16 protein-coding genes are annotated in these 22,576 nt (G+C 49.8%); 11 read left to right on the top strand and 5 right to left on the bottom strand.

Annotated elements, in window-relative coordinates; genetic code table 11:
- Nucleotides 1–44 precede the first annotated feature (44 nt).
- On the bottom strand, nucleotides 45–2,219 hold the full coding sequence (scpA, locus tag AC3ISQ_RS10670; protein WP_489353017.1) for a methylmalonyl-CoA mutase: 2,175 nt from the start codon (nucleotides 2,217–2,219) through the stop codon (nucleotides 45–47).
- Between the two features lie 342 nt (nucleotides 2,220–2,561).
- Between scpA and xdhA the strand changes: the two genes are divergently transcribed.
- The 3 genes from xdhA to xdhC are packed head-to-tail and all read left to right on the top strand — an operon-like array spanning nucleotide 2,562 to nucleotide 6,230.
- Nucleotides 2,562–4,868 carry a xanthine dehydrogenase molybdenum-binding subunit XdhA gene (gene xdhA / locus AC3ISQ_RS10665; protein ID WP_489353015.1) on the top strand — a complete coding sequence of 769 codons (2,307 nt, stop codon included), beginning with the start codon at nucleotides 2,562–2,564 and terminating at the stop codon, nucleotides 4,866–4,868.
- Between the two features lie 4 nt (nucleotides 4,869–4,872).
- Nucleotides 4,873–5,751 carry a xanthine dehydrogenase FAD-binding subunit XdhB gene (gene xdhB, locus AC3ISQ_RS10660; RefSeq protein ID WP_489353013.1) on the top strand — a complete coding sequence of 293 codons (879 nt, stop codon included), beginning with the start codon at nucleotides 4,873–4,875 and terminating at the stop codon, nucleotides 5,749–5,751.
- Entirely contained in the window at nucleotides 5,748–6,230 is a 483-nt protein-coding gene (gene xdhC / locus AC3ISQ_RS10655) for a xanthine dehydrogenase iron sulfur-binding subunit XdhC (protein ID WP_489353012.1), read from the top strand. Before xdhB ends, xdhC begins: the two co-directional genes overlap by 4 nt.
- A 10-nt stretch (nucleotides 6,231–6,240) precedes the next feature.
- Here xdhC and AC3ISQ_RS10650 read toward each other — a convergent pair whose 3' ends face one another.
- Nucleotides 6,241–8,034 carry a sigma 54-interacting transcriptional regulator gene (locus AC3ISQ_RS10650; protein WP_489353010.1) on the bottom strand — a complete coding sequence of 598 codons (1,794 nt, stop codon included), beginning with the start codon at nucleotides 8,032–8,034 and terminating at the stop codon, nucleotides 6,241–6,243.
- Nucleotides 8,035–8,518: 484 nt separating this feature from the next.
- Between AC3ISQ_RS10650 and ygeW the strand changes: the two genes are divergently transcribed.
- The 7 genes from ygeW to AC3ISQ_RS10615 all read left to right on the top strand — a co-directional run bounded on the left by ygeW (nucleotide 8,519) and on the right by AC3ISQ_RS10615 (nucleotide 15,424).
- Entirely contained in the window at nucleotides 8,519–9,706 is a 1,188-nt protein-coding gene (gene ygeW, locus AC3ISQ_RS10645; RefSeq protein WP_489353008.1) for a knotted carbamoyltransferase YgeW, read from the top strand.
- A gap of 55 nt (nucleotides 9,707–9,761) precedes the next feature.
- Nucleotides 9,762–10,961 (top strand): diaminopropionate ammonia-lyase, encoded by a 1,200-nt coding sequence (dpaL, locus tag AC3ISQ_RS10640; protein WP_489353006.1) that lies wholly within the window; start codon nucleotides 9,762–9,764, stop codon nucleotides 10,959–10,961.
- Nucleotides 10,962–11,017: 56 nt separating this feature from the next.
- Nucleotides 11,018–12,235: a YgeY family selenium metabolism-linked hydrolase gene (locus AC3ISQ_RS10635; RefSeq protein ID WP_489353004.1), complete on the top strand. Its 1,218-nt coding sequence runs from the start codon at nucleotides 11,018–11,020 to the stop codon at nucleotides 12,233–12,235.
- Nucleotides 12,236–12,290: 55 nt separating this feature from the next.
- On the top strand, nucleotides 12,291–13,670 hold the full coding sequence (hydA, locus tag AC3ISQ_RS10630; protein ID WP_489353002.1) for a dihydropyrimidinase: 1,380 nt from the start codon (nucleotides 12,291–12,293) through the stop codon (nucleotides 13,668–13,670).
- A 59-nt stretch (nucleotides 13,671–13,729) separates the two neighbouring features.
- Nucleotides 13,730–14,662 (top strand): carbamate kinase, encoded by a 933-nt coding sequence (arcC, locus tag AC3ISQ_RS10625; RefSeq protein ID WP_489353000.1) that lies wholly within the window; start codon nucleotides 13,730–13,732, stop codon nucleotides 14,660–14,662.
- A 196-nt stretch (nucleotides 14,663–14,858) separates the two neighbouring features.
- On the top strand, nucleotides 14,859–15,077 hold the full coding sequence (gene ccdA / locus AC3ISQ_RS10620; protein WP_489352998.1) for a type II toxin-antitoxin system antitoxin CcdA: 219 nt from the start codon (nucleotides 14,859–14,861) through the stop codon (nucleotides 15,075–15,077).
- A 2-nt stretch (nucleotides 15,078–15,079) separates the two neighbouring features.
- Entirely contained in the window at nucleotides 15,080–15,424 is a 345-nt protein-coding gene (locus AC3ISQ_RS10615; protein ID WP_489352996.1) for a CcdB family protein, read from the top strand.
- On the opposite strand, the gene AC3ISQ_RS10610 is transcribed toward AC3ISQ_RS10615, so the two are convergent.
- From AC3ISQ_RS10610 to yqeC, 3 genes are all read right to left on the bottom strand, one after another.
- Complete coding sequence (locus AC3ISQ_RS10610) at nucleotides 15,385–16,587, bottom strand: IS256 family transposase (RefSeq protein ID WP_489347145.1); 1,203 nt, start codon at nucleotides 16,585–16,587, stop codon at nucleotides 15,385–15,387. The two genes, AC3ISQ_RS10615 and AC3ISQ_RS10610, sit on opposite strands and share 40 nt — an antisense overlap.
- 161 nt (nucleotides 16,588–16,748) lie before the next feature.
- Nucleotides 16,749–18,338, bottom strand: a complete 1,590-nt coding sequence (yqeB, locus tag AC3ISQ_RS10605) for a selenium-dependent molybdenum cofactor biosynthesis protein YqeB (protein WP_489352994.1) — start codon at nucleotides 18,336–18,338, stop codon at nucleotides 16,749–16,751.
- Between the two features lie 8 nt (nucleotides 18,339–18,346).
- A complete protein-coding gene (gene yqeC, locus AC3ISQ_RS10600) occupies nucleotides 18,347–19,180 on the bottom strand; it encodes a selenium cofactor biosynthesis protein YqeC (protein WP_489352993.1) in 834 nt (277 codons plus the stop codon).
- A 288-nt stretch (nucleotides 19,181–19,468) separates the two neighbouring features.
- Here yqeC and ygfK point away from each other — a divergent pair, with 288 nt between their 5' ends.
- On the top strand, nucleotides 19,469–22,576 hold the full coding sequence (ygfK, locus tag AC3ISQ_RS10595) for a putative selenate reductase subunit YgfK (RefSeq protein ID WP_489352991.1): 3,108 nt from the start codon (nucleotides 19,469–19,471) through the stop codon (nucleotides 22,574–22,576).

Here is a 22,576-nt window from a genome sequence, read left to right as displayed (position 1 = left end):
TAGGGAAAATAACCACTAAGATATTAAATGTTTTACTTTAACTTTCATTTAGTATAAACCGAGTGTTCGGAACTTGTTTCAATAGGTTCAATAGGTTCGAGGCGTTCAATGTGTTCAAACACTCGACCAGCAGAAACCAGCAATGGCGTACCGGGTCCAAATATATCGGCCACACCACACTGATAAAGAAATTCGTGATCTTGTTGAGGAATCACTCCCCCAACAAAAACAAGAGTATTACTCATATTTTTTGTATTTAGCTGTTTAATTAATTCAGGCACCAGTGTTTTATGCCCAGCAGCTAATGATGACACGCCAATGGCATCACAACCAGAATCCAGCGCCCGCATCACCACTTCTTCCGGCGTCATGAACAATTCGCCCAATTCGACATCAAAACCCAGATCACCAAAGCCTGATGCCACCACTTTAGCCCCACGATCATGTCCGTCCTGTCCCAATTTGACGATCATAATTTTAGGTTTTCTGCCCTGCCGGTGAAGAAAAGCCGTTATCTTTTGCCGTAAGTCCTGCCACTGGGCATGACTTTCTAACGATTCGCCGTAGAGACTCTGCACTACCTGTGGTTTCACTTGGTAACGCCCCCAAACATCCGCCAATGCAGCAGAAACCTCACCCACTGTAGCCCTAGCGCGCATCGCTTGCACACTCAGCTCCAGCAGGTTTCCCACTCCAGACTCGGCACAACACCTTAAAGCTGCCAGAGCCTGATCAACCGCAGGTGTGTTACGCGCCTCACGCAATGCTTTCAGACGGATAATTTGTGCATTACGCACTGCACAATTATCTACCTCACGATAATCGACCACTCTTTCTCCTGGTAATGGGTATTTATTCACTCCAACCACCACCCGTGTTCCCGTATCTATCTTGGCTTGAGTCCGCACCGCGCAAGCGTCAATTTGTTGCCTTACCCAGCCAGATTCTAGGGCTTTTAACATCCCACCCATCGCCTCGATTTCTTCCAATAACTTGCACGCGCCAACCGCCATTTCATCGGTGAGTTTCTCCATCATGTATGAACCGGCCCATGGATCAACGACCGCACAAATCTCGGTTTCTTCCTGAAGGATCAACTGAATATTGCGTGCCAAACGGGCAGAGTTATCCGTTGGCAAACCGATAGCCTCGTCAAAAGCATTGGTATGTAGAGATTGTGTGCCACCAAATATTGCCGCCATCGCTTCAATCGTTGTTCGCGCCATATTGTTATAGGGATCTTGCACGGCTAACGACCAACCCGACGTCTGACAGTGAGTACGTAAAATCAATGAAGCTGAACGTTGTGGGTGAAAGGTTTGCATGGTTTTATACCAAAGCAGGCGGGCAGCCCGTAGCTTAGCAATCCCTTGATAAAACTCCATTCCAATGCCAAAGAAAAAACTCAAGCGACCAGCAAAATCATCAACGTTCAGTCCCTGCTCCACCGCTGCCTGTACATACTCTTTGCCATTGGCCAACGTTAGCGCCAGCTCCAGCACATCACTAGCTCCCGCTTCTTTCATGTGATAGCCGGAAATTGAAACTGAATTAAACTTCGGCATAATTTTGGAGGTATAAGCAATAATATCGGCGACAATACGCATTGAAGGAGCTGGTGGATAAATATAGGTATTACGCACCATAAACTCTTTCAAAATATCATTTTGAATAGTGCCCTTAAGTTGTTCAGGAGACACGCCCTGCTCTTGTGCCGCTACAATATAAGCGGCCAAAATAGGTAACACTGCACCGTTCATGGTCATTGACACCGACATATTGCCGAGTGGGATCTGGTCGAACAGCACTTTCATATCTTCGACAGAGTCTATCGCTACACCAGCGTTGCCTACATCCCCTATGACGCCCGGGTGATCCGAGTCATATCCCCTATGGGTAGCGAGATCAAAGGCCACTGAAATTCCCTGGACACCCCCAGCTATCGCCTTGCGGTAAAATATATTGGATTCCTGGCAAGTAGAAAAACCGGCATATTGGCGAATAGTCCAGGGTTTGACACTGTACATTGTGGCATTTGGCCCCCGAACATACGGCGGCATACCTGGTAATGTGTACATGTGTTTTATCCCATTTATATCATCATGGGTATAAACCGCTTTGAGTGGTAATACATCATATAAATAAGAATTTGTTATGCTTTCCTTCTGATTACAACAACGTAAATCTTTACCAACCGCCTTGAATTCAGATGATTTCATGGTGTAACCCAACTTTCTTCGAGGATAAGCATTAAAAAAACTTAGGTTATGATGGTGTTTAAATCCAGTTTATAGGAATAAAAAATGACATAAAAATTTAGAACCACATGAAGAAACGCAAATCCCACTTTCCTAATGCTATCAAAATGAGCCTTTTCTTCTCATTGTGAGAAAATCAAACACCGCTCATTATTCCTTTCCCCTGTTTAATCCCCCAGTTATTGCCATCACCATCACAGATTTAACCATCTAAATCCCGCATCACCCGCACTGGCGCGCATCTTGCTTGGTTTCTGTGTTTCTACTGAAGCGTTATCTTTTCCTTATTCCGGAGAAATTACTATGTCAAAAGGGATGGAAGATACGCCATTAGGCTTATCCTGTTTGCGGCTGGATGCCCAGGCCAAAGTGACAGGACAGGCGCGGTATACCGACGATATACCGATGGCGGGCATGCACTTTGCCAAATACGTTCGTAGCCCTATCGCGCATGGTTATGTCGACAGTATCGACACCCGCGAAGCACTGCTATTACCCGGTGTAGTGGCGATTTTCACCTGGAAAGATGTGCCAGAAATTCCCTTCGCCACCGCTGGTCACGCTTGGACGTTGGAGCCAACAAAACGTGACGTTGCCGATCGCCTGTTGTTAACACGTCACGTCCGTCATTTCGGCGATGCGGTGGCGATTGTTGTCGCACGTGACGAACTCACCGCGGAAAAAGCGGCTGAGTCAGTCAAGGTCACTTATCAAGAGCTACCAGTGATCACTACGCCTGAAGCGGCAATCGCACCAGACGCTGTCGCCATCCACGAAACTGGCAATGTGATAAAACGCAGCGAAGTCAGTATTAACGATCCACAGGCCGCCATCGAAGGCGCTGAACACCAATTTTCCGGCTACTTCGAAACGCCGATTGTGCAACATTGCCATATGGAAGGCGTGACTTGTTTCGCTTGGATGGAACAACCCGATCGCATCACGATCATTTCCAGCACCCAAATCCCCCATATTGTGCGGCGTATCGTGGCTCAAGCGTTGGATTTATCCTGGTCGAAAGTTCGCGTGATCAAGCCCTACATCGGTGGTGGATTCGGTAATAAGCAAGACGTGCTCGAAGAACCGATGGCGGCGTTCCTGACGCTAAAACTGGGCGGCATACCGGTAAAAGTGCTCATCAGCCGTGAGGAGTGTTTCTTTGCTTCCCGCACACGACACGCTTTCCATATTGATGCCCAACTAGGTATCACCGCACAAGGTGAGCTGAAAGGCTATCAGCTGGATGTCCTTTCCAACACCGGCGCTTACGCTTCTCATGGACACTCCATCGCCTCTGCTGGAGGCAGCAAGATCTCTTGGCTTTATCCGCGTAGTGCATTTGGTTATCGCGCCACCACCGCTTATACCAATTTACCTTCTGCTGGCGCTATGCGCGGTTACGGCGCGCCGCAGGTGGTGTTTGCTCTCGAATCGTTGCTGGATGATGCGGCCGCCGCTCTGGGGATCGATCCGGTTGATATACGCTTACTTAATGCCGCTCGTGAAGGAGATATTAATGCCGTCAACAACAAAGAGATCTACAGCGCAGGATTAACCGAATGCCTGCAAAAAGGCCGTAAACTCTTCAACTGGGACGAGCGAAAAGCCACCTGCCAGCAAACTCAGGGCGATGTTCGCCGTGGTGTCGGCGTGGCCTGTTTTAGCTATGCCTCCAATACTTGGCCAGTGGGTGTCGAAATTGCTGGCGCGCGCTTGGTATTGAATCAGGATGGCGTGGTTAACGTGCAAACCGGCGCTACTGAATTAGGGCAAGGCTCCGATACCGTCTTTGCTCAAATGGTGGCAGAAACGCTGGGTATGCCGATCAACATGATCCACATCATTTCCACCCAAGATACCGACGTCACACCTTTCGATCCCGGCGCTTTCGCTTCACGCCAAAGCTACGTTACCGCCCCCGCTCTGCGTGAAGCCGCGTTGGTATTGCGGCAGAAGATCCTGCATCACGCCGCTTTGATGTTGCAACTGCCAGAGATGAACCTCACCATTCACAACGGTAATATCGCCTTAGCATCACGCCCGGATAGAATTCTACTCAACGTAGCAGACGTCGCGATGGACAGCTTCTACCACCCGACCGAAGGCGGGCAGCTTTCAGCAGAGTCATCGTTCAAAACCACGACCAACCCGCCGACGTTCGGCTGCACCTTTGTCGATGTCACGGTCGATATTCCGCTGTGCAAAGTCACCATCAATCACATCCTGAATTTGCATGACTCCGGTCGCATCCTAAACCCGCAGCTAGCTGAAGGCCAAGTTCATGGCGGAATGGGCATGGCGATTGGTTGGGCGCTATTCGAAGAACTGATAGTCGATGAGGTTAGCGGCGTTGTGCGCAACCCTAATCTGCTGGATTACAAAATGCCCACCATGTTGGATCTCCCCGCACTGGATTGCGCCTTTGTCGAAACTTATGAACCACAGTCTGCCTATGGTCACAAGGCGCTGGGTGAGCCGCCGATTATTTCACCGGCAGTGGCTATTCGTAATGCGGTACGCATGGCGACCGGTATTGCCATCAATACGCTCCCTCTCACGCCGAAGCGGTTGTTTCGGGAGTTTGTCCAGGCTGGTTTGATCGAAGGATAGCGCTATGTACGATATTGAAAGTTATCATCGCGCCGACAGCGTGGCGCACGCGGTAGAGTTACTCGCCGACCATCCGCAATCCCGCCTGCTTGCAGGGGGAACCGATGTGTTGATTCAGCTTCATCATCTCAACCCACGTTTCCGTCACATTGTCGATATTCATGATTTACCGGGATTACGCGGTATCACTTGCGATAAAGAAGGCCATATTCGCATCGGCTCAGGAACCACCTTCACCGAACTGATTGAGCATCCACTGATACAAACGCACCTTCCCGCGCTGGCTGCTTCTGCCTCCGTGATCGCCGGGCCGCAAATCCGTAATGTCGCCACCTACGGCGGCAATATTTGCAACGGAGCCACCAGCGCCGATTCCGCGTGCCCTTCCCTGATTTACGAAGCCGAATTGGAGATTGCGACACCACAAGGGCTGCGTTTTACCTCGATCAACGGTTTTCACACCGGACCGGGCAAAGTGTCATTAGCGGCAGGCGAACTGTTAGTCGCTTTCCATTTCAAAGCGGAAAATTATCGCGGCAAAGGCTCAGCCAGTTTCAAATATGCCATGCGTGACGCGATGGATATTTCCACCATTGGTTGTTCGGCTCTTTGTGAGATTGCAGACGGTCGATTCAAAGAACTCAAACTGGCCTTTGGCGTCGCGGCACCGACGCCAATTCGCTGCCCACACGCAGAACAAGCCGCAGAAGGACAACCGCTAACCCAGCGAACGCTAGCCGCCGTTGCCGAAGCCGTTGCTAGCGATGTGTCACCCAGAACCTCATGGCGGGCGGAAAAGGCGTTTCGTTTACACCTGATCCGCACTTTAGCGAAGCGAGTGATCGAACAGGCGGTGAACAACGCGGGAGGAAAAATCGCATGAGTCATAAAAACTGTATCAGCATCAATTGCCATATCAACGGAATGGCTTACCAACTCAATATTTCCCCCGCAATGCCCTTATCCGATGCGCTGCGTGAACAGGGTTTTCTCAGTGTGAAACAAGGGTGTTGCGTGGGTGAATGTGGCGCTTGCACCGTATTGGTTGACGGCGTTGCCATCGACAGTTGCCTTTATTTGGCTGTTTGGGCGCAGGGTAAAATGTTGCGTACCTTGGAGGGGGAAAGCGTCAATGGCAAACTCACACCGGTTCAACAAGCCTATGCAGAGCAAGGTGCCGTACAATGCGGCTTCTGTACGCCGGGTTTGATCATGACCACCACCGCATTACTGGCGAAACCACGTAACCAACCCTTGACCGTCTATCAGATCCGCCAAGGGTTGGCCGGTAATCTATGCCGCTGTACCGGCTATCAATCCATCGTTAACGCAGTTCAACACGCTGATATATCCTCAAAATAATGGGTTGGCCTCATACCGAGGCCAGTTCATACTTCTTTATTTTCCGATACAGCGTCGCAATACCGATCCCGAGTTCTTTCGCCGCCTGTTTCTTATTACCGTAACGCGCCAGAGCTTCGCCAATCAGTTGTTTTTCCATCTCTTCCAAAGCATTAGCGCCATCGCTTTGATCGTTCATCTCATTTTCAATATCAGGCACGACCTCCGCGGGGCTAGTAAACGGAACTATCAGCCGATGTTGATTAACCAAGTTAGGCGGTAATAGCGAACTATTAATGATCTCACCGCTCGGCACCACGTTCACTAAGTACTCCATAAGGTTACTCAGTTCGCGCAAATTACCGGGCCAGTGGTATGTTTTGAGCAGCGTCATCACTTCTGGCGCAATACCGGGATAGACCAAACCAATCCGTTTGGTATGGAGGTTGAGGAAATAGTGGATCAGCAGTTCCAAATCGCCGTGTCGCTCACGCAACGGCGGTAAAGTGACGGGAATAACGTTTAAACGGTAATAGAGATCTTCGCGGAATTTGCCTTCGGTAACAAACTTTTCAAGATTCTGGTTAGTCGCACAGATAATGCGAATATCAACCGGGATCGGCCTGCTGGAGCCAATCGGCTGAACCTCACGCGCTTCAATGGCGCGCAACAGCTTAGCCTGAATAATCAGTGGCATGTCACCGATTTCATCTAAAAACAGCGTTCCTTGATGAGCCGCCTGCATCAGCCCCTGTTTGCCATTGGTTGATGCGCCAGTGAAAGCCCCTTTAACATAACCGAACAGCTCGCTCTCCAGCAATTGCTCAGGAATAGCGGCGCAGTTAATGGCAATGAAGGCCTTATCGTTACGGTGACTGAGTTTGTGGATTGCCCATGCCACCACTTCTTTACCGGTTCCACTCTCTCCCGCAATCATCACACTTGATGGGCCAGGAGCAATGCGACCGATTAACCGTTTGAGTACCCGCATCGGTTGGCATTCGCCAATAAGATGCTCAATCTGCGGATCGTCAGCATAGGGTTCACTATTAATTGGCGTATGCGACTGATGAAAAGCCATCAAAAAAACTTGATGTTCCTGCACGTCATGCAGTTGACCAATAATTATCTCGCTGCGTTCATCAAAAGAAATAATATGTTGTAAGTGCCCACTGGAAAAACTTTTTTGGAAGGTTAATGCACGTACAGAGAAAATCTTCCCGTTAATTTTTTCGTGCGATACATTCAATAATTTTAACGCCGTCGGGTTGGCAAATTTTAACTGATTATTCTTATCCAAGATCAACACCCCTTGATCCATATTGTCGATCAGGTTCATCAATATCCCACGGGTACTGTCTTCACTATTTTGATCGTCTAAAAGCTTGGTGATAAATATGCTAGAAATATGTTGCACATAATCAGAAAACTCGCGCAAATTATGGCTAATCCGTTCTTGTTGTTCTTGGGTAAATGCCACCAAACTGATCACACCGACACAAGCATTCTGAAACATGATCGGTGTGCCAAGAAAGGCTTTTTCTTTGCACTGTTGTTTGTCCGTACAGCCATCACAGAGCGGATCAAAACGTGACCGCGTCACTATCTTTTCTTGCCTGGTTTCCAGTATGTGGTTTAAAATTCTTGAGTTATGGTCAAGTTTTTGACCAAGAAGTTTGCCGTAGGGCCCCGTTCCGGCCACGCGGGTCATGGCGTCGTCAACGATCTCCACTTCCAGCTGTAACACACTGGACAGCATCTTGGCGAAGCGCATGACCGTCGGCTGTATTTGCATCAAAATAGACTGAGTATTTATGGTAATCATAATCGGCTTCCCTTTTACTCATGGTAATGACTGACGGCATGGCAATATTTCTTCGAGGCACCTTCAGAAGTCATGATTCTAACCCAGTAAACAAGAATATTAATGAGCTATTAATGCATTTTCATCAGTTGAAAATAAAATATGCAAAAGACATCACACTTGATTATCAAATTGATAATTACCCTCAGGGGGTTATCAATATCGACAAGTGATTTTTGATAATCCCCCAGACTCATTAATTATTTTTAAATATCCCTTCCAACACCGTTTAACCTCATTAGAACGCAAACGTTTACCACCTCTTAAATAATCGATTTTTTGTGAACCACATCCCATATTAAGCTGCATAGAGGTATTTCATCGGCCTATTTACCCGTTCTGGCATGGTTATTGTTAATCAGTATGTAGCTCATTCAGATTGATGGGTTATTTCTGCGCAATGCAGCGGTTATATGCTCAGCCATTACAAAATTAGGGTGTGACGATGAAAACAATTAACGACTTGATCAAGGACCTCAGCAAGCTTAACGCCAACCTCCATCAAAAGGACTTTCTGCTTACTTGGGAACAAAGCCCAGATGAATTGAAGCAAGTGCTGGACGTTGCTGCTGCGCTGAAATCTATGCGTGCAGACAACATTGCGACCAACGTATTTACCAACGGGATAGGCGTCTCTGTCTTCCGCGATAACTCGACTCGCACGCGTTTTTCTTATGCTTCTGCGCTGAATATGTTGGGTTTGGCACAGCAGGATCTGGACGAAGGTAAGTCACAAATTGCCCACGGTGAAACCGTGCGTGAAACCGCCAACATGATCTCCTTCTGCGCCGATGCCATTGGTATTCGTGACGATATGTTCCTCGGTGCAGGTAACGCCTATATGCGCGAAGTCGGTGCCGCATTAGATGAAGGTTACGAACAAGGCGTTCTGCCACAGCGCCCGGCGCTGGTAAACCTCCAGTGCGACATCGACCACCCAACCCAATCAATGGCAGACCTCGCTTGGTTGCGTGAGCATTTCGGTTCGCTGGAAAACCTCAAAGGCAAAAAAATTGCCATGACGTGGGCTTATTCACCGAGCTACGGCAAACCGCTGTCAGTACCACAAGGCATTATTGGATTGATGACCCGCTTTGGGATGGACGTCACTTTGGCGCATCCAGACGGTTACGAGTTAATTCCTGATGTGGTGGAAGTTGCGAAAAATAACGCCAAATCCTCCGGCGGTAGCTTCCGCCAAGTCAACTCAATGGAAGAAGCCTTTAAAGATGCGGATATCGTTTATCCAAAATCTTGGGCGCCGTACAAAGTCATGGAACAGCGTACCACCCTGCTGCGAGCCAATGACCATGAAGGCTTGAAAACGCTGGAACAACAATGTCTGGCACAAAACGCCAACCACAAGAACTGGCACTGTACCGAAGAGATGATGAAGTTGACTCGCGCTGGCGAAGCACTGTACATGCACTGCTTGCCAGCCGACATCACCGGTGTGTCCTGTAAAGAAGGCGAAGTCACTGAGGGGGTGTTCGAAAAATTCCGTATCGAAACCTACAAAGAAGCCAGCTGGAAGCCTTACATCATCGCCGCCATGATCCTGTCGCGCAAATATGCCAAACCGGGTCAGATCTTAGAACAACTGCTTAAAAACGCTGCAAAACGTGTCAAGTAAGCTGGTCTCCGGCCCTTGGGGTCGGAACCTTTAATTCTGCAAGATGAGGTTGGCTATGTCAGTGTTCTCATTGAAGTTAGATATTGAACAAAACCGCTTCTTTAACGGTGAAATTTCTCCGCTGTTTTCCGGTGAACAGACGCGTAAAGCTCGCGCTTTCCATAAAAAAATCACCGGTTATCAACCGACCCCGCTGTACGCCCTTGATGAATTATCAGCCCTGTTTGGCGTCGGCAAGATCCTAGTCAAAGATGAATCACAGCGCTTTGGTCTTAATGCTTTCAAAATGTTGGGCGGCACTTACGCTATCGCTCAACTACTTTGCAAAAAATATCATATTGATATCAATGAGTTTTCATTCGAAAAAATCAAAAAAACCATTACAGAAAAAATGACCTTCGCCACCACTACCGACGGCAACCACGGCCGTGGCGTCGCTTGGGCGGCTCGCCAACTGGGTCAACATGCGGTGGTTTACATGCCGAAAGGCTCGGCGCAAGAACGTGTTGATCACATTCTAAACCTTGGCGCTGAATGCATCGTTACCGAGATGAACTATGACGACACCGTACGCATGACCATGCAGACGGCAAAAGCACGCGGCTGGGAAGTGGTACAGGACACGGCTTGGGAAGGCTACACCAAAATCCCAACCTGGATTATGCAAGGCTACGCCACGCTAGCGGACGAATCCGTCGAACAAATGAAGCAGATGGGCGTCGAGCGCCCTACTCACGTTCTGTTGCAAGCCGGAGTCGGTGCTATGGCTGGCGGCGTGTTGGGTTATCTGGCCGACGTGTATGGGGCTAAACGCCTGCACTCAATGGTGGTTGAGCCTGAACTCGCCGACTGTATTTATCGTTCTGGCGTCAAAGGTGACATCGTCAACGTTGGCGGCGACATGCCAACCATCATGGCCGGTTTGGCCTGTGGTGAGCCGAACCCGCTGGGTTGGGAGGTCCTGCGCAACTGCGCAACACAATTCATTTCCTGCCAAGACAGCGTCGCCGCATTGGGTATGCGGGTGCTCGGCAATCCACTGGGTAAAGACCCACGCATTATTTCCGGTGAATCCGGTGCCGTCGGTCTAGGCGTTCTCGCCGCAGTGCATTACCACCCACAACGTAAAGCGCTAATGGAAAAATTGGGGCTTAACCGCGATTCCGTGGTGCTGGTGATTAACACCGAAGGCGACACCGACGTTAAGCACTATCGCGAAGTGGTCTGGGAAGGTAAACACCCGACACAAGCGTAATAAATTGATTTTGTAGCCTCTGCCAAATAGAGGCTTCATAAAAGGAGTAATGAACCATGAGTAAACCCATTCCATTCGAAAAAGTGGTGGAAAAAGCCCAACACTACAAACAAGACATGACCCGTTTCCTACGCGATATGATCGCCATTCCAAGCGAAAGCTGCGACGAAAAGCGCGTGGTGCATCGTATTAAAGAAGAGATGGAAAAAGTCGGTTTCGATAAAGTAGAAATCGACCCGATGGGCAACGTTCTCGGCTATATCGGCCACGGCCCGCACCTGATCGCAATGGATGCCCATATCGACACCGTTGGTATCGGCAACATGAAAAACTGGACCTTTGATCCTTATGAAGGCATGGAAACCGAAGAACTGATCGGCGGCCGTGGTGCGTCGGATCAAGAAGGCGGCATGGCCTCGATGGTCTACGCCGGTAAGATCATTAAAGATCTCGGGCTGGAAGATCAATACACCCTGTTAGTCACCGGTACCGTGCAAGAAGAAGACTGCGACGGCCTGTGCTGGCAGTACATTATTGAGCAATCCGGCATTCGCCCTGAGTTTGTGGTCAGTACCGAACCGACCGATTGCCAAATCTACCGTGGGCAACGGGGTCGGATGGAAATCCGCATTGACGTTCAAGGGGTGAGTTGCCACGGTTCTGCGCCAGAGCGTGGTGATAACGCTATTTTCAAAATGGGGCCGATCCTCGGTGAGCTACAGCAGTTGGCCACTCGTCTCGGTAATGACGAATTCCTCGGCAAAGGCACGCTGACAGTTTCAGAAATCTTCTTCACCTCGCCAAGCCGTTGTGCGGTCGCCGATAGCTGCGCGGTGTCCATTGACCGCCGCTTAACTTGGGGCGAATCGTGGGAAGGTGCACTGGAAGAGATCCGCGCCCTGCCTGCGGTGAAAAACGCCAAAGCCACTGTTTCGATGTACGAATATGACCGCCCATCATGGACCGGACTGGTTTATCCGACCGAATGCTACTTCCCTACCTGGAAAGTGGAAGAAGATCACATCACGGTCAAAACCCTCAGCAAAGCCTACCAAGGGCTGTTCCGCACCGATCCGGTCGTCGATAAATGGACGTTCTCTACCAACGGCGTTTCGATCATGGGGCGTCACGGTATTCCAGTGATTGGTTTTGGCCCAGGTAAGGAGCCAGAAGCCCACGCGCCTAATGAGAAAACCTGGAAGGAACATCTGGTGACTTGCGCGGCAATGTATGCGGCGATCCCGCTGGCTTATTTATCAGAACTGAAGAAATAACCGACCACCAATACGGCTTCGTTGGGTACCCAGCGGAGCCGCTATGGAGTTCTCCATGAAAGTGCTGATTACCCGAGGCTGCGTCGTCAATGCTGATAGTCAGTCACAAAGCGATGTGTTGATCGAAAACGGTGTTATCCAACGAATCGCCGCCGAAATCATCCCGCCAGAAGATTGCGAAGTGATTGACGCCGAAGGTTGTTACGTCATGCCCGGCGGAGTGGACGTTCATACTCACTTTAATATTGATGTCGGTCTTGCTCGTAGTTGTGATGATTTTTTTACCGGTACCCGTGCAGCAGCCTGTGGCGGTACAACAACCATCATTGACCATATGGGATTCGGCCCAGCCGGATGCAGCCTGCACCACCAGTTAGAGGTTTATCATGGTTATGCCCAAGGAAAAGCGGTTATCGACTACAGTTTCCACGGCGTGATCCAACATATTGATGACGCGATCATCGATGAAATTCCCTTGATGGTCGATGAAGGTATCAGCAGTTTTAAACTCTACCTGACCTATCTGTATAAGCTGAACGATAGCGATGTGTTACGGGCACTACAGCGGCTGAATGAGGCTGGTGCATTAACCACCGTGCACCCAGAGAACGACGCAGTGATCGCCCAGCGACGCACCGATTTCTTGGCCGCCGGGTTAACCGCCCCGCTGTACCATGCCCGTAGCCGCCCGCCAGAATGTGAAGCCGAAGCCATCGCTCGCATGATCAATCTAGCTAGGCTTTCCGGCAATGCGCCACTGTACATCGTGCATCTTTCCAATGGCCTTGGCCTAGACTATCTGCGGCTGGCAAAAGTACGCAATCAACCGGTATGGGTGGAAACTTGTCCGCAATATTTAATGCTGGACGAGCGTCTTTACCTGCGCCCCGACGCGCTGAAATTCATTCTTAGCCCACCGCTACGGGATATTCGTGACCAAGACGCATTATGGTGTGGCATCAGCGACGGTTCCATTGATGTTGTTGCGACCGACCATTGTACCTTCCCTTATCAACAGCGCGTTGAGCTCTCGCACGGTGATTTCAGCCACTGCCCGAACGGGCTGCCGGGGGTAGAAAACCGCATGTTGCTGCTATTTTCTGCCGGTGTGATCAGCAAACGTATTTCGCCAGAGCGTTTCGTTTCTTTGACCAGCGCCATGCCAGCGCAGCTATTTGGTATCTGGCCACAAAAAGGCTGCATTGCCCCCGGTTCCGATGCCGATATCGTCATTATCGATCCGAACGTCACCAGCACCATTCGCCACAGCCAACTCCACGACAACGTGGATTACAGCCCCTATGAGGGGATGACCTGTCAGGGTGAAATACGTCACACCCTATCGCGCGGCGAGCTGATTTTTAGCCAAGGGCAATTTACCGGCACCGCTGGTCGTGGACGCTTCCTGAAGCGTCAACCCTTTCAACAGCTCTAACTTTGACATCAAGATGGCACATTTCGCCGTAATATCAATAATCTGTGAGTGAGGTAAGGATGAAAAAGAAAATCGTACTGGCTCTAGGGGGCAATGCGTTAGGCGATGGGCTAGCCGAGCAAATGGTCGCGGTAAAAACTACCGCGAAAGCCATCGTCGATTTGATCGAACAAGGGCATAAAGTGGTGTTGACGCACGGTAACGGCCCACAAGTGGGCATGATCAATCGAGCATTTGAAGCCGCCGCCAAAACCGAAGCCCATACCCCGATGTTACCGATGTCGGTATGCGTGGCGCTCAGTCAGGGCTACATCGGCTATGATTTGCAAAACGCACTGCGCGAAGAATTGGTTAACCGTGGCCTGTCAGTACCGGTCGCCACGCTGATTACCCAAGTCGAAGTGGATGCCAAAGATCCGGCGTTCCTCAACCCAACCAAGCCTATCGGCTCTTTCTTCAGTAAAGAAGAAGCACAAACGCTGATCGCCAACGGTCACAATATGATCGAAGATGCGGGTCGCGGCTGGCGACGTGTAGTGGCCTCACCAAAACCTATCGACATCATCGAGAAAGACACAGTAAAAGCACTGTTGGACGCCGGACAATTGGTGATTACCGTCGGTGGTGGTGGCATCCCGGTGATCCGCGAAGGCAATCATCTGCGTGGAGCCAGCGCGGTGATCGACAAAGATTGGGCAAGCGCCAAACTGGCAGAAATGATCGACGCCGATATGCTGATTATTCTCACGGCGGTGGAGAAAGTTGCCATCAACTACGGCAAACCGGGCGAGCAATGGTTAGAGCGTTTGAGCCTTAGAGATGCCGAGCGCTTTATCGCTGAAGGGCACTTTGCACCGGGCTCAATGCTGCCTAAAGTTGAAGCTGCCGTCTCTTTCTCCGCCAGCCGTGCGGGACGTGAAACATTGATTACCGTATTGAATAAAGCCAAAGAAGGGATCGAAGGGAAAACCGGCACTGTTGTTTGTCAGTAGCGATTTAGGTCAGCTCTGTGCGACAGGAAATTTGAAGGAAGTAAGGCAGCACATGAAATCAATGTGTGCTGCTTAAAAACATCTTTACGTTTTAATGACATGTTCTACATCAAGCAGTTACTACCGACAAATAGTTGATTGCTGAGTAATTACTCGAAGTATATACTTACAACACACACAAAAAAGGAGCCTAATCATGAAACACCGCGTCAGCGTTACCGTGGACAAAGACAATTATCAGGTTCTGAGTAGTGCCGGGATCAATATTTCTGGTCTTGTTAATGAGGCCATAGGCAAAGAAGCCCGCCGTATCAAGGCTGATGAATGGAAGAAAAATAACCGTGAAGGGATGGAGGAAGTTGCTCAATTTATCGCACAAAATGGTTCTTTCGCTGATGAAAACAGGAACTGGTGATCATGCAATTCATCGTTTATCAATACAAGCGAGCTAGCCATTACAAAATGTTGGTAGATGTGCAAAGTGACATTGTAGAGACAACAGGCCGGCGCATGGTCATCCCGTTCATAGCATCACACCATTTGTCAGAGAAAGTGAATAAAACGTTGTTTCCTCTGGTCCTCATCAACGGCGAAAATCACCGACTGATGACAACCGAGTTATCGAGTGTTTCCGTTGACGTCATCGGTGAAACTATTGCAGATCTCAGTGGCTACGCTGATGAAAGAGAGCGTTCAGAATTCTGTGTCACGTTAAAAGATCATTACAACGTAATCACTTTATCGAGGCGACCTTCAAAATAAATCGCCAACTGGGACAATGTCAAATTCCAGCTCTGGATCGGCATTGTCCATTTTTCCTGCGCATTCATTAACCCCAGATAAAGCAGCTTCAACAGACTGTTTTCGTTAGGGAATGCGCCTTTAGTTTTCGTCAGCTTTCTGAACTGGCGGTGCACTGATTCAATGGCATTCGTGGTGTAAATGACTTTACGGATCGTCGCCGGATACCGGAAGTAATGTGACAAATTCTCCCATTTTCTCCGCCATGACTGGATGACCATCGGGTATTGCTGGCCCCACTTAGCCTCCAGTTCATCCAGCGCCGTTTCTGCTGCTTCTTTCGATACGGCACGATAAACGGGCTTCAAATCGGCCATAAACGCCTTATGGTGCTTGGAGGCGACATATTTAATCGAGTTGCGGATCTGATGGATAACACAGAGCTGGACTTCGGTATCCGGGTAAATACTGTTTATCGCTTCCGGGAACCCCGTCAGACCATCCACACAGGCAATCAGAATGTCGTTCAGGCCACGGTTTTGTAGATCGGTCAGTACTGACAGCCAGAAGTTAGCCCCTTCGTTTTCAGACAGATACAGACCCAGGATCTCTTTTTTGCCTTCCAGATTCAGCGCAAGAACAGTGTACACGGCTTTGCTTTGATAACGCCCGTCTTCGCGGATCTTATAGTGAATCGCATCCAGCCAGACGAAGGGATAAACCGTCTCCAGCGGGCGTTGTTGCCATTGTTGCAACTCAGGAATCACTTTATCGGTGACGGCGCTGATCGTGGCGCTGGAAACACTGAAAGCATACAGGTCTTCAATTTCCTGGCTGATATCCTTGTAACTCATGCCCAGTGCAAACATGCGGATGATCTTGCGCTCAATCTCATCGGAAAGCGTGGTCTGGTGCTTCTTCACGAGTTGAGGCTCAAAAGTACCGTTACGATCGCGGGGCGTGGCGAGTTCAAAGGCACCAGTGGGTGTTTTTAGTGTCTTTTTAGACGAACCATTTTTACGGTTAACGGCAATATCTTGAGCCAGATGAGAGTCGAGTTCAGCGGCCAGAGCAGCTTCGGTTAACTGTTTGATTAATGGCGTTAAGATGCCATCTTTACCTGTCAGTGCCTGACCATCCTGAAGTGCTTTCAGGGCTTTATCGAAATCGAAGGGTTGGGACATGTGTCATTCCTTTTTGTCGGTATTTTACTGGAATGACACAGAATTTCTAACACTCCCTGATGAAATAAAAAATGCCCTCAACCTCATGTTCTGGGGTGTTTAAAAACCACTCAACAACAGAGCCACTATCCCGATCTTTCGAGTAGGCAGTGCAGCGCCAATTATGTCGGTTTCCCTGACAGCGCCATCATCGCTTCCAGCACCGCGCCGCCAATAGCGCGGGCTTTATCCGACACCGTTCTAAAATCGGCTTCCGCGCCGCGCGGATCGATATCACCAATTTTAAACCCCGCGGTGACCATCAACCCTTCGTTCAATAAACCGCGTACCATACCGCTCAACGGTGCTTCGATGGGCGTATCGTCAACATAAGCCACGATATCCCCTTCGTTGACCAGAGAGCCGAGCTTCACCCGGCAACGCATCCTGCCAGCCACTGGCGCTCGCATCACTCGCCGCGTGGTATGCCCATTAATGCTTCCCGGTATGCCGGTATTAGCCTGAGTACAACCTTGATAAATCACACGCCCTAAATAATGCCCACGGTTGGTTTCAATCACCGCATCACAATCTTTTCCGGCCTCAAAACCTGGCCCCAAAGCGATGGTAACGGGAGCCATATTCCGACTTGTCCCTTTGTTTTCCTTCGCCAAAATGGCATCCACCAATCCGTCAGGTTGCAACTCAACCAACAAAGCCGCCTCGGCATCGACTAGAACCGGAATGATGCCTTCACGCAACAATGCCAAACATTCGTTAGGATTGTCGGCACGTTTGGCCGTCACCCCTTCCACCGTGGCTTCACCATCAAACAGCGCTTGGGCGAAAGCGACGGTACAGCGAATCACCGTCGGTTTGGCGACCTCTAACATCACCACTTCAAACCCCGCATGATGCAAGCGCAAAGCCACCCCGGTAGCAATATCCCCGGCTCCGCGAATCACAATCCGTTGGCGGTTCTTTTCATTCGTTTTCATCGCCCCACCGGGAGCCTGATGCCGTATTTGCAGGATCTCCGCCAACACGCTGATGGCAATTTCCTCCGGCGTTTCAGCGCCGATATTAAAGCCGACGGGAGCATAGAGGCGTGCAATATCCCCTTCAGGCACACCGCATTCCCGCAGTTGTTGAAAGTAAACCTGCGTTTTACGACGGCTGGCCAACAGGCCAAGATATTTCACCGGACGATTAATCAGGCAATCTAGCGCTTCTTTATCCTGACTATTGGTGGCGATCACCACATAATCACTGTCTTCGATTTGTAACAGCTCAATGGCTTGCGAGAAAGTTTGTGCCTGCAATAAGTGAGTTGAAAGTGGGAAGCGCTCAGGTCGGAGGCTATCGGCATAAATATCCGCCACGTGAATGTCAAAATCCAACGCCGCTGCCGCCAAAGCGATCGCCCGATTAACGTGCCCGCCGCCGATCAACACCAAACGCGGGCTGTGCCCATACACTTCAATGTACACCGTCATCGCCCCGCCACAGTCAGAACCCACCGCATCTTGACCATTTTTCGCCATGCGACCATGAAACAATCGTGATTTACGTTCTGCCAGCGCAAGCAACGCCTCGTCAATCACTTTACGCTCCATCATGCCGCCGCCAATGGTGCCAATGATGCTGCCATCGGTGCGTACCAGCATTTGCGCATTATGGCGCGGCGTGGAACCTCGGCACTCGACAATCTGAGCCATCGCAAAGGGAGTGTTTTGTTTTTCTAGTTTTGCTGCTTCGGCGAAAATCTTCATTAAGGACCTCAATGGTTTTCGTTTTTCGGGCATGATTTTGGGCGTAGTTTTGGACATGGCTTTGGGCGTAATTTTGAGCATAATAACGTGCGTAAAATGGCAGGATTTTCTCGAACCGCCCCCAGCCAAATAGCGTCTAGCCCGGTGTTGACTAACAGGGAGGACAACGCTTCGTCAGTCAGATTCTCAAATTGAGAAAAACGGTTTATCAACCAGATACGCAACGCACCCGATGGCACGTTTTTGAACATCCCTTCTCTATGGCAAATAAAGCTCACCAACGCATCGACACTGAGTCGTTCTCCGCTTTTAAGCCGCGTCAGTGCGGCAAACCGTGGCCAACGATGGACATTTTCCGGCCCAACCGGATGCCCCAACACTTGCCCACCCGTCACCGCAATGACGCAGTGGCTACTAGTAGGTATGCAAGGTTCGTGCTCATTTGGCGCTTTAAGTGGAAAACCGCGCGATCCATCGGCTTCCACCAACAAGACATCAGCGATTCCACGCTGAGCCAAACGATCGATAGCTTCCGGCGTAAAGCCGCGCACTTTGCCGCTGACTGCATCCCATCCGCTATAACAGGCGACCACTGGCGCGAAGAAAGCTCGCGTAGGCAAATGATCAGGCTGATGGCAAATCAGAACCGGCAGGTTTTCTTCTGGCAAATACATCCGAGTGGTGGTGGTAATCACAACGCGTTTCCCTGCGCGAACAAATTCGCGGGCCAACCAAAATAAGGCACTGGTTTTACCGCCTGCCCCCACCAGACTAATCACTAGGGGTGATGGCACATCATCAAGAATAAAAGTCAATGGTTCTGGAATATTTGGGATCGGCATTATCGGTAACCTGGTAGTTGTATCAAATTGATACTCATCTTTTTCTTTTGAGAATTAGAAAATAAATAATCTCATTCTATTTAACCCACAGTACTTTATTAATTTCCATTATCACTTTTATAAGCGTGATATATTTCACAAACTGACGATAACATTAGAACCCTCTCACATTTCTTATTAACTCATTCTAGCGAACGCCTATCTGGCGCGATTGTTGCAATAACCGTAACAACAGTCGCTTGCATGCGGCATATCCTAATAAACAGAAATCGCAACAAGGAGAATGTCATGGGAGATATTATGCGTCCGGTTCCGTTTGAAGAACTTTTGACGCGCATTTTTGATGAATATCAACAAAATAATTCTATCTTTGGTATTCCGGCACCACAATTTTACCGCGCCAATAAAAACACCTTATTTAACGTGTTTGGTGAAACTTGTGAAACTCCCATCGGTCCCGCTGCCGGGCCACATACACAATTGGCACAGAATATTGTGGTTTCTTGGCTAACCGGTGGACGTTTTATTGAACTTAAGACTGTACAGATCCTCGACCGCTTAGAATTAGAAAAACCTTGTATTGATGCTGAAGATGAAGCCTTTAACACCGAATGGTCCACCGAATTTACCTTGCTTAAAGCCTATGATGAATATTTAAAAGCGTGGTTTATTCTTCATTTACTTGAGGCTATTTTCGATCCCCGCCTTGGCGAGCAAAAGAAATCCTTTATCTTTAATATGAGCGTCGGATACAACCTCGACGGCATCAAACAACCGCCGATGCAGCAGTTTATCCATCACATGATGGATTCTTCAACGCATCCGGCCTTTGCTCAATACCGCCGCGATCTACAGCAATGGGTGCAGAGCGAGGCTTTCCTCACCCGTTTTAAACTGACCGATCGTAAGAATGAATTAGCGGCGCTGCCAGAAGCCATTCCGGCCAATCTGGTTCAGGGTGTCACCCTTTCCACCATGCACGGTTGCCCACCGGATGAGATTGAAGCGATCTGCCGCTACATGCTGGAAGAAAAACACCTGAACACCTTTGTGAAACTCAACCCGACACTGCTCGGTTTTGAGCGTGTACGGGAAATTCTCGACACCTGTGGTTTTGATTATATCGGGCTGAAAGAAGAGTCGTTCCAGCACGATCTTAAGCTCAAACAAGCGTTAGAAATGCTTGAACGCTTAATGAGTTTGGCGCAGGAAAAACAGCTTGGTTTCGGCGTCAAACTGACCAACACCTTGGGCACGGTGAATAATAAAGGCGCATTGCCCGGCGAAGAGATGTATATGTCTGGTCGCGCCTTGTTCCCGCTGTCAATCAACGTAGCGGCGGTACTTTCTCGTGCCTTTAACGGTCAGTTGCCTATCTCCTATTCCGGCGGCGCCAGCAAATTTACCATCCGCGATATTTTTGAAACCGGCATCCGCCCTATTACTATGGCGACAGATTTGCTCAAGCCCGGCGGTTATCTACGTATGCTCGAGTGCATGCGTGAACTGGATCAATCCTCTGCGACCTCGATGACTCGCGTCGACGTCGAACGTTTAGATGCATTGGCCGAACGTGCCGTGAGCATGGAATACACGCAAAAACACTGGAAATCAGACGATCAGATCGATGCCGGTGGCTCACTGCCGCTGACCGACTGTTATGTTGCCCCTTGCGTTACCGCCTGCGCCATCAAACAAGATATTCCTGAATACATCCGTCTGCTGGGTGAAGGCCGTTATACCGACGCACTGGAAGTGATCTACCAGCGTAACGCGCTACCCGCGATTACCGGGCATATTTGCGACCACCAATGTCAGTCCAACTGTACGCGTCTGGACTATGACAGCGCACTGAACATCCGCGAGTTGAAAAAGACCGCGTTGGAAAAAGGCTGGGAAGGCTACAAACAGCGTTGGCATAAACCTGCAGGTTCAGGTTCTCGCCATCCCGTCGCGGTGATTGGTGCAGGCCCGGCGGGGCTTTCTGCCGGTTACTTCCTCGCTCGCGCCGGGCACCCGGTCACCCTGTTTGAAAGAGAAAAAAATGCCGGTGGCGTGGTGCAAAACGTCATCCCTCAGTTCCGTATTCCCGGTGAGTTGATTCAGCACGATATTGATTTCGTTGCCGCACACGGCGTGAAATTTGAATACGATTGCGATCCGCAACTCACCGTCGCGAAACTGAAAGACGCCGGTTTCCAATATGTGATGGTCGGAATCGGCACCGATAAAAACAGCGGTGTGAAGTTAGAGGGTGACAATCGCAACGTTTACAAGTCCCTGCCGTTCTTGCGTGACTACAACCATGGCATTGCCTTAAAAATGGGCAAACAGGTTGCTGTCGTCGGTGCCGGTAATACCGCGATGGACTGTGCCCGTGCCGCTCTGCGTGTACCAGGGGTCGATGCGGTCACGGTTATCTACCGTCGGACTCAAGCAGAAATGCCAGCTTGGCGTGAAGAGTATGAAGAAGCGCTGGAAGACGGCGTGAAATTCATGTTCCTCAGTAATCCTGAACACTTTGCTGAAGATGGATCGCTGACTATCAGAACGATGGAATTGGGTGAGCCTGACGAATCGGGTCGCCGCCGTCCGGTTGCCAGTAGCAAAAGCAAAGTGCTGCGTTTTGACTCCCTGATTACCGCCATTGGTGAACAACAAGATTGTGAAATTTTAGCAGCGATGGGTGTTCCGCTAGACCAACAAGGTTGGCCAGCAGTGATCGCCGCCTCCGGTGAAACAAGTATTCCGGGTTTGTTCTTGATCGGTGACGTTCAAAGTGGCCCATCATCCATTGTCGCCGCCATCGGTACCGCACGGCGCGCTACCGATGCCATTCTGGAACGCGAAAATATTCACTCCCACTTCAGCGACAAATACTGGAACAACGTTGATCCGCAGCGCCTGTACCAACGTAAAGGCCGTATTAGCGTTAATTTGGTGGATAAAGGCGATCGCGCCGCCTTCGTACAGCAAGAAGCTGAGCGCTGTTTGGAATGTAACTACGTTTGCAGCAAGTGCGTAGATGTCTGCCCGAACCGCGCCAACATCTCTATCGCCGTTCCCGGCTTCCAAGACCGTTATCAAACCCTACATCTAGATGCTTTCTGCAACGAATGTGGCAACTGTGCGCAGTTCTGTCCGTGGAATGGCAAACCTTATAAAGACAAGCTGACCATTTTCAGCCTGCAGGAAGACTTTGCCAATAGCAGTAACCCCGGCTTCTTGGTTAAAGGGGACAGCATCATCATTCGTCAGGACGAGCAAGTCTGGCAACTGAGCATCGATGCCGATAGCCAGTTCAGCGAAATCCCGGCAGAACTGCAAGACACCTGCCGGATTATCAGCCACATACATCAGCACCATCACTACTTGTTAGGACGCGTGGAGGCGTAA

Source organism: Serratia sp. KH_031, from assembly GCF_057839655.1.
This window is presented reverse-complemented; position numbering and strand designations above follow the sequence as displayed.

Bases quoted from the DNA above. Each gene is read 5' to 3' on its own strand.
- dpaL (WP_489353006.1), top strand. From the start codon at position 9,762: ATGTCAGTGTTCTCATTGAAGTTAGATATTGAACAAAACCGCTTCTTT.
- AC3ISQ_RS10650 (WP_489353010.1), bottom strand. From the start codon at position 8,034: ATGATTACCATAAATACTCAGTCTATTTTGATGCAAATACAGCCGACG.
- xdhB (WP_489353013.1), top strand. From the start codon at position 4,873: ATGTACGATATTGAAAGTTATCATCGCGCCGACAGCGTGGCGCACGCG.
- scpA (WP_489353017.1), bottom strand. From the start codon at position 2,219: ATGAAATCATCTGAATTCAAGGCGGTTGGTAAAGATTTACGTTGTTGT.
- yqeB (WP_489352994.1), bottom strand. From the start codon at position 18,338: ATGAAGATTTTCGCCGAAGCAGCAAAACTAGAAAAACAAAACACTCCC.
- AC3ISQ_RS10615 (WP_489352996.1), top strand. From the start codon at position 15,080: ATGCAATTCATCGTTTATCAATACAAGCGAGCTAGCCATTACAAAATG.
- AC3ISQ_RS10635 (WP_489353004.1), top strand. From the start codon at position 11,018: ATGAGTAAACCCATTCCATTCGAAAAAGTGGTGGAAAAAGCCCAACAC.
- AC3ISQ_RS10610 (WP_489347145.1), bottom strand. From the start codon at position 16,587: ATGTCCCAACCCTTCGATTTCGATAAAGCCCTGAAAGCACTTCAGGAT.
- yqeC (WP_489352993.1), bottom strand. From the start codon at position 19,180: ATGCCGATCCCAAATATTCCAGAACCATTGACTTTTATTCTTGATGAT.
- ccdA (WP_489352998.1), top strand. From the start codon at position 14,859: ATGAAACACCGCGTCAGCGTTACCGTGGACAAAGACAATTATCAGGTT.
- ygeW (WP_489353008.1), top strand. From the start codon at position 8,519: ATGAAAACAATTAACGACTTGATCAAGGACCTCAGCAAGCTTAACGCC.
- arcC (WP_489353000.1), top strand. From the start codon at position 13,730: ATGAAAAAGAAAATCGTACTGGCTCTAGGGGGCAATGCGTTAGGCGAT.
- xdhC (WP_489353012.1), top strand. From the start codon at position 5,748: ATGAGTCATAAAAACTGTATCAGCATCAATTGCCATATCAACGGAATG.
- xdhA (WP_489353015.1), top strand. From the start codon at position 2,562: ATGTCAAAAGGGATGGAAGATACGCCATTAGGCTTATCCTGTTTGCGG.
- ygfK (WP_489352991.1), top strand. From the start codon at position 19,469: ATGGGAGATATTATGCGTCCGGTTCCGTTTGAAGAACTTTTGACGCGC.
- hydA (WP_489353002.1), top strand. From the start codon at position 12,291: ATGAAAGTGCTGATTACCCGAGGCTGCGTCGTCAATGCTGATAGTCAG.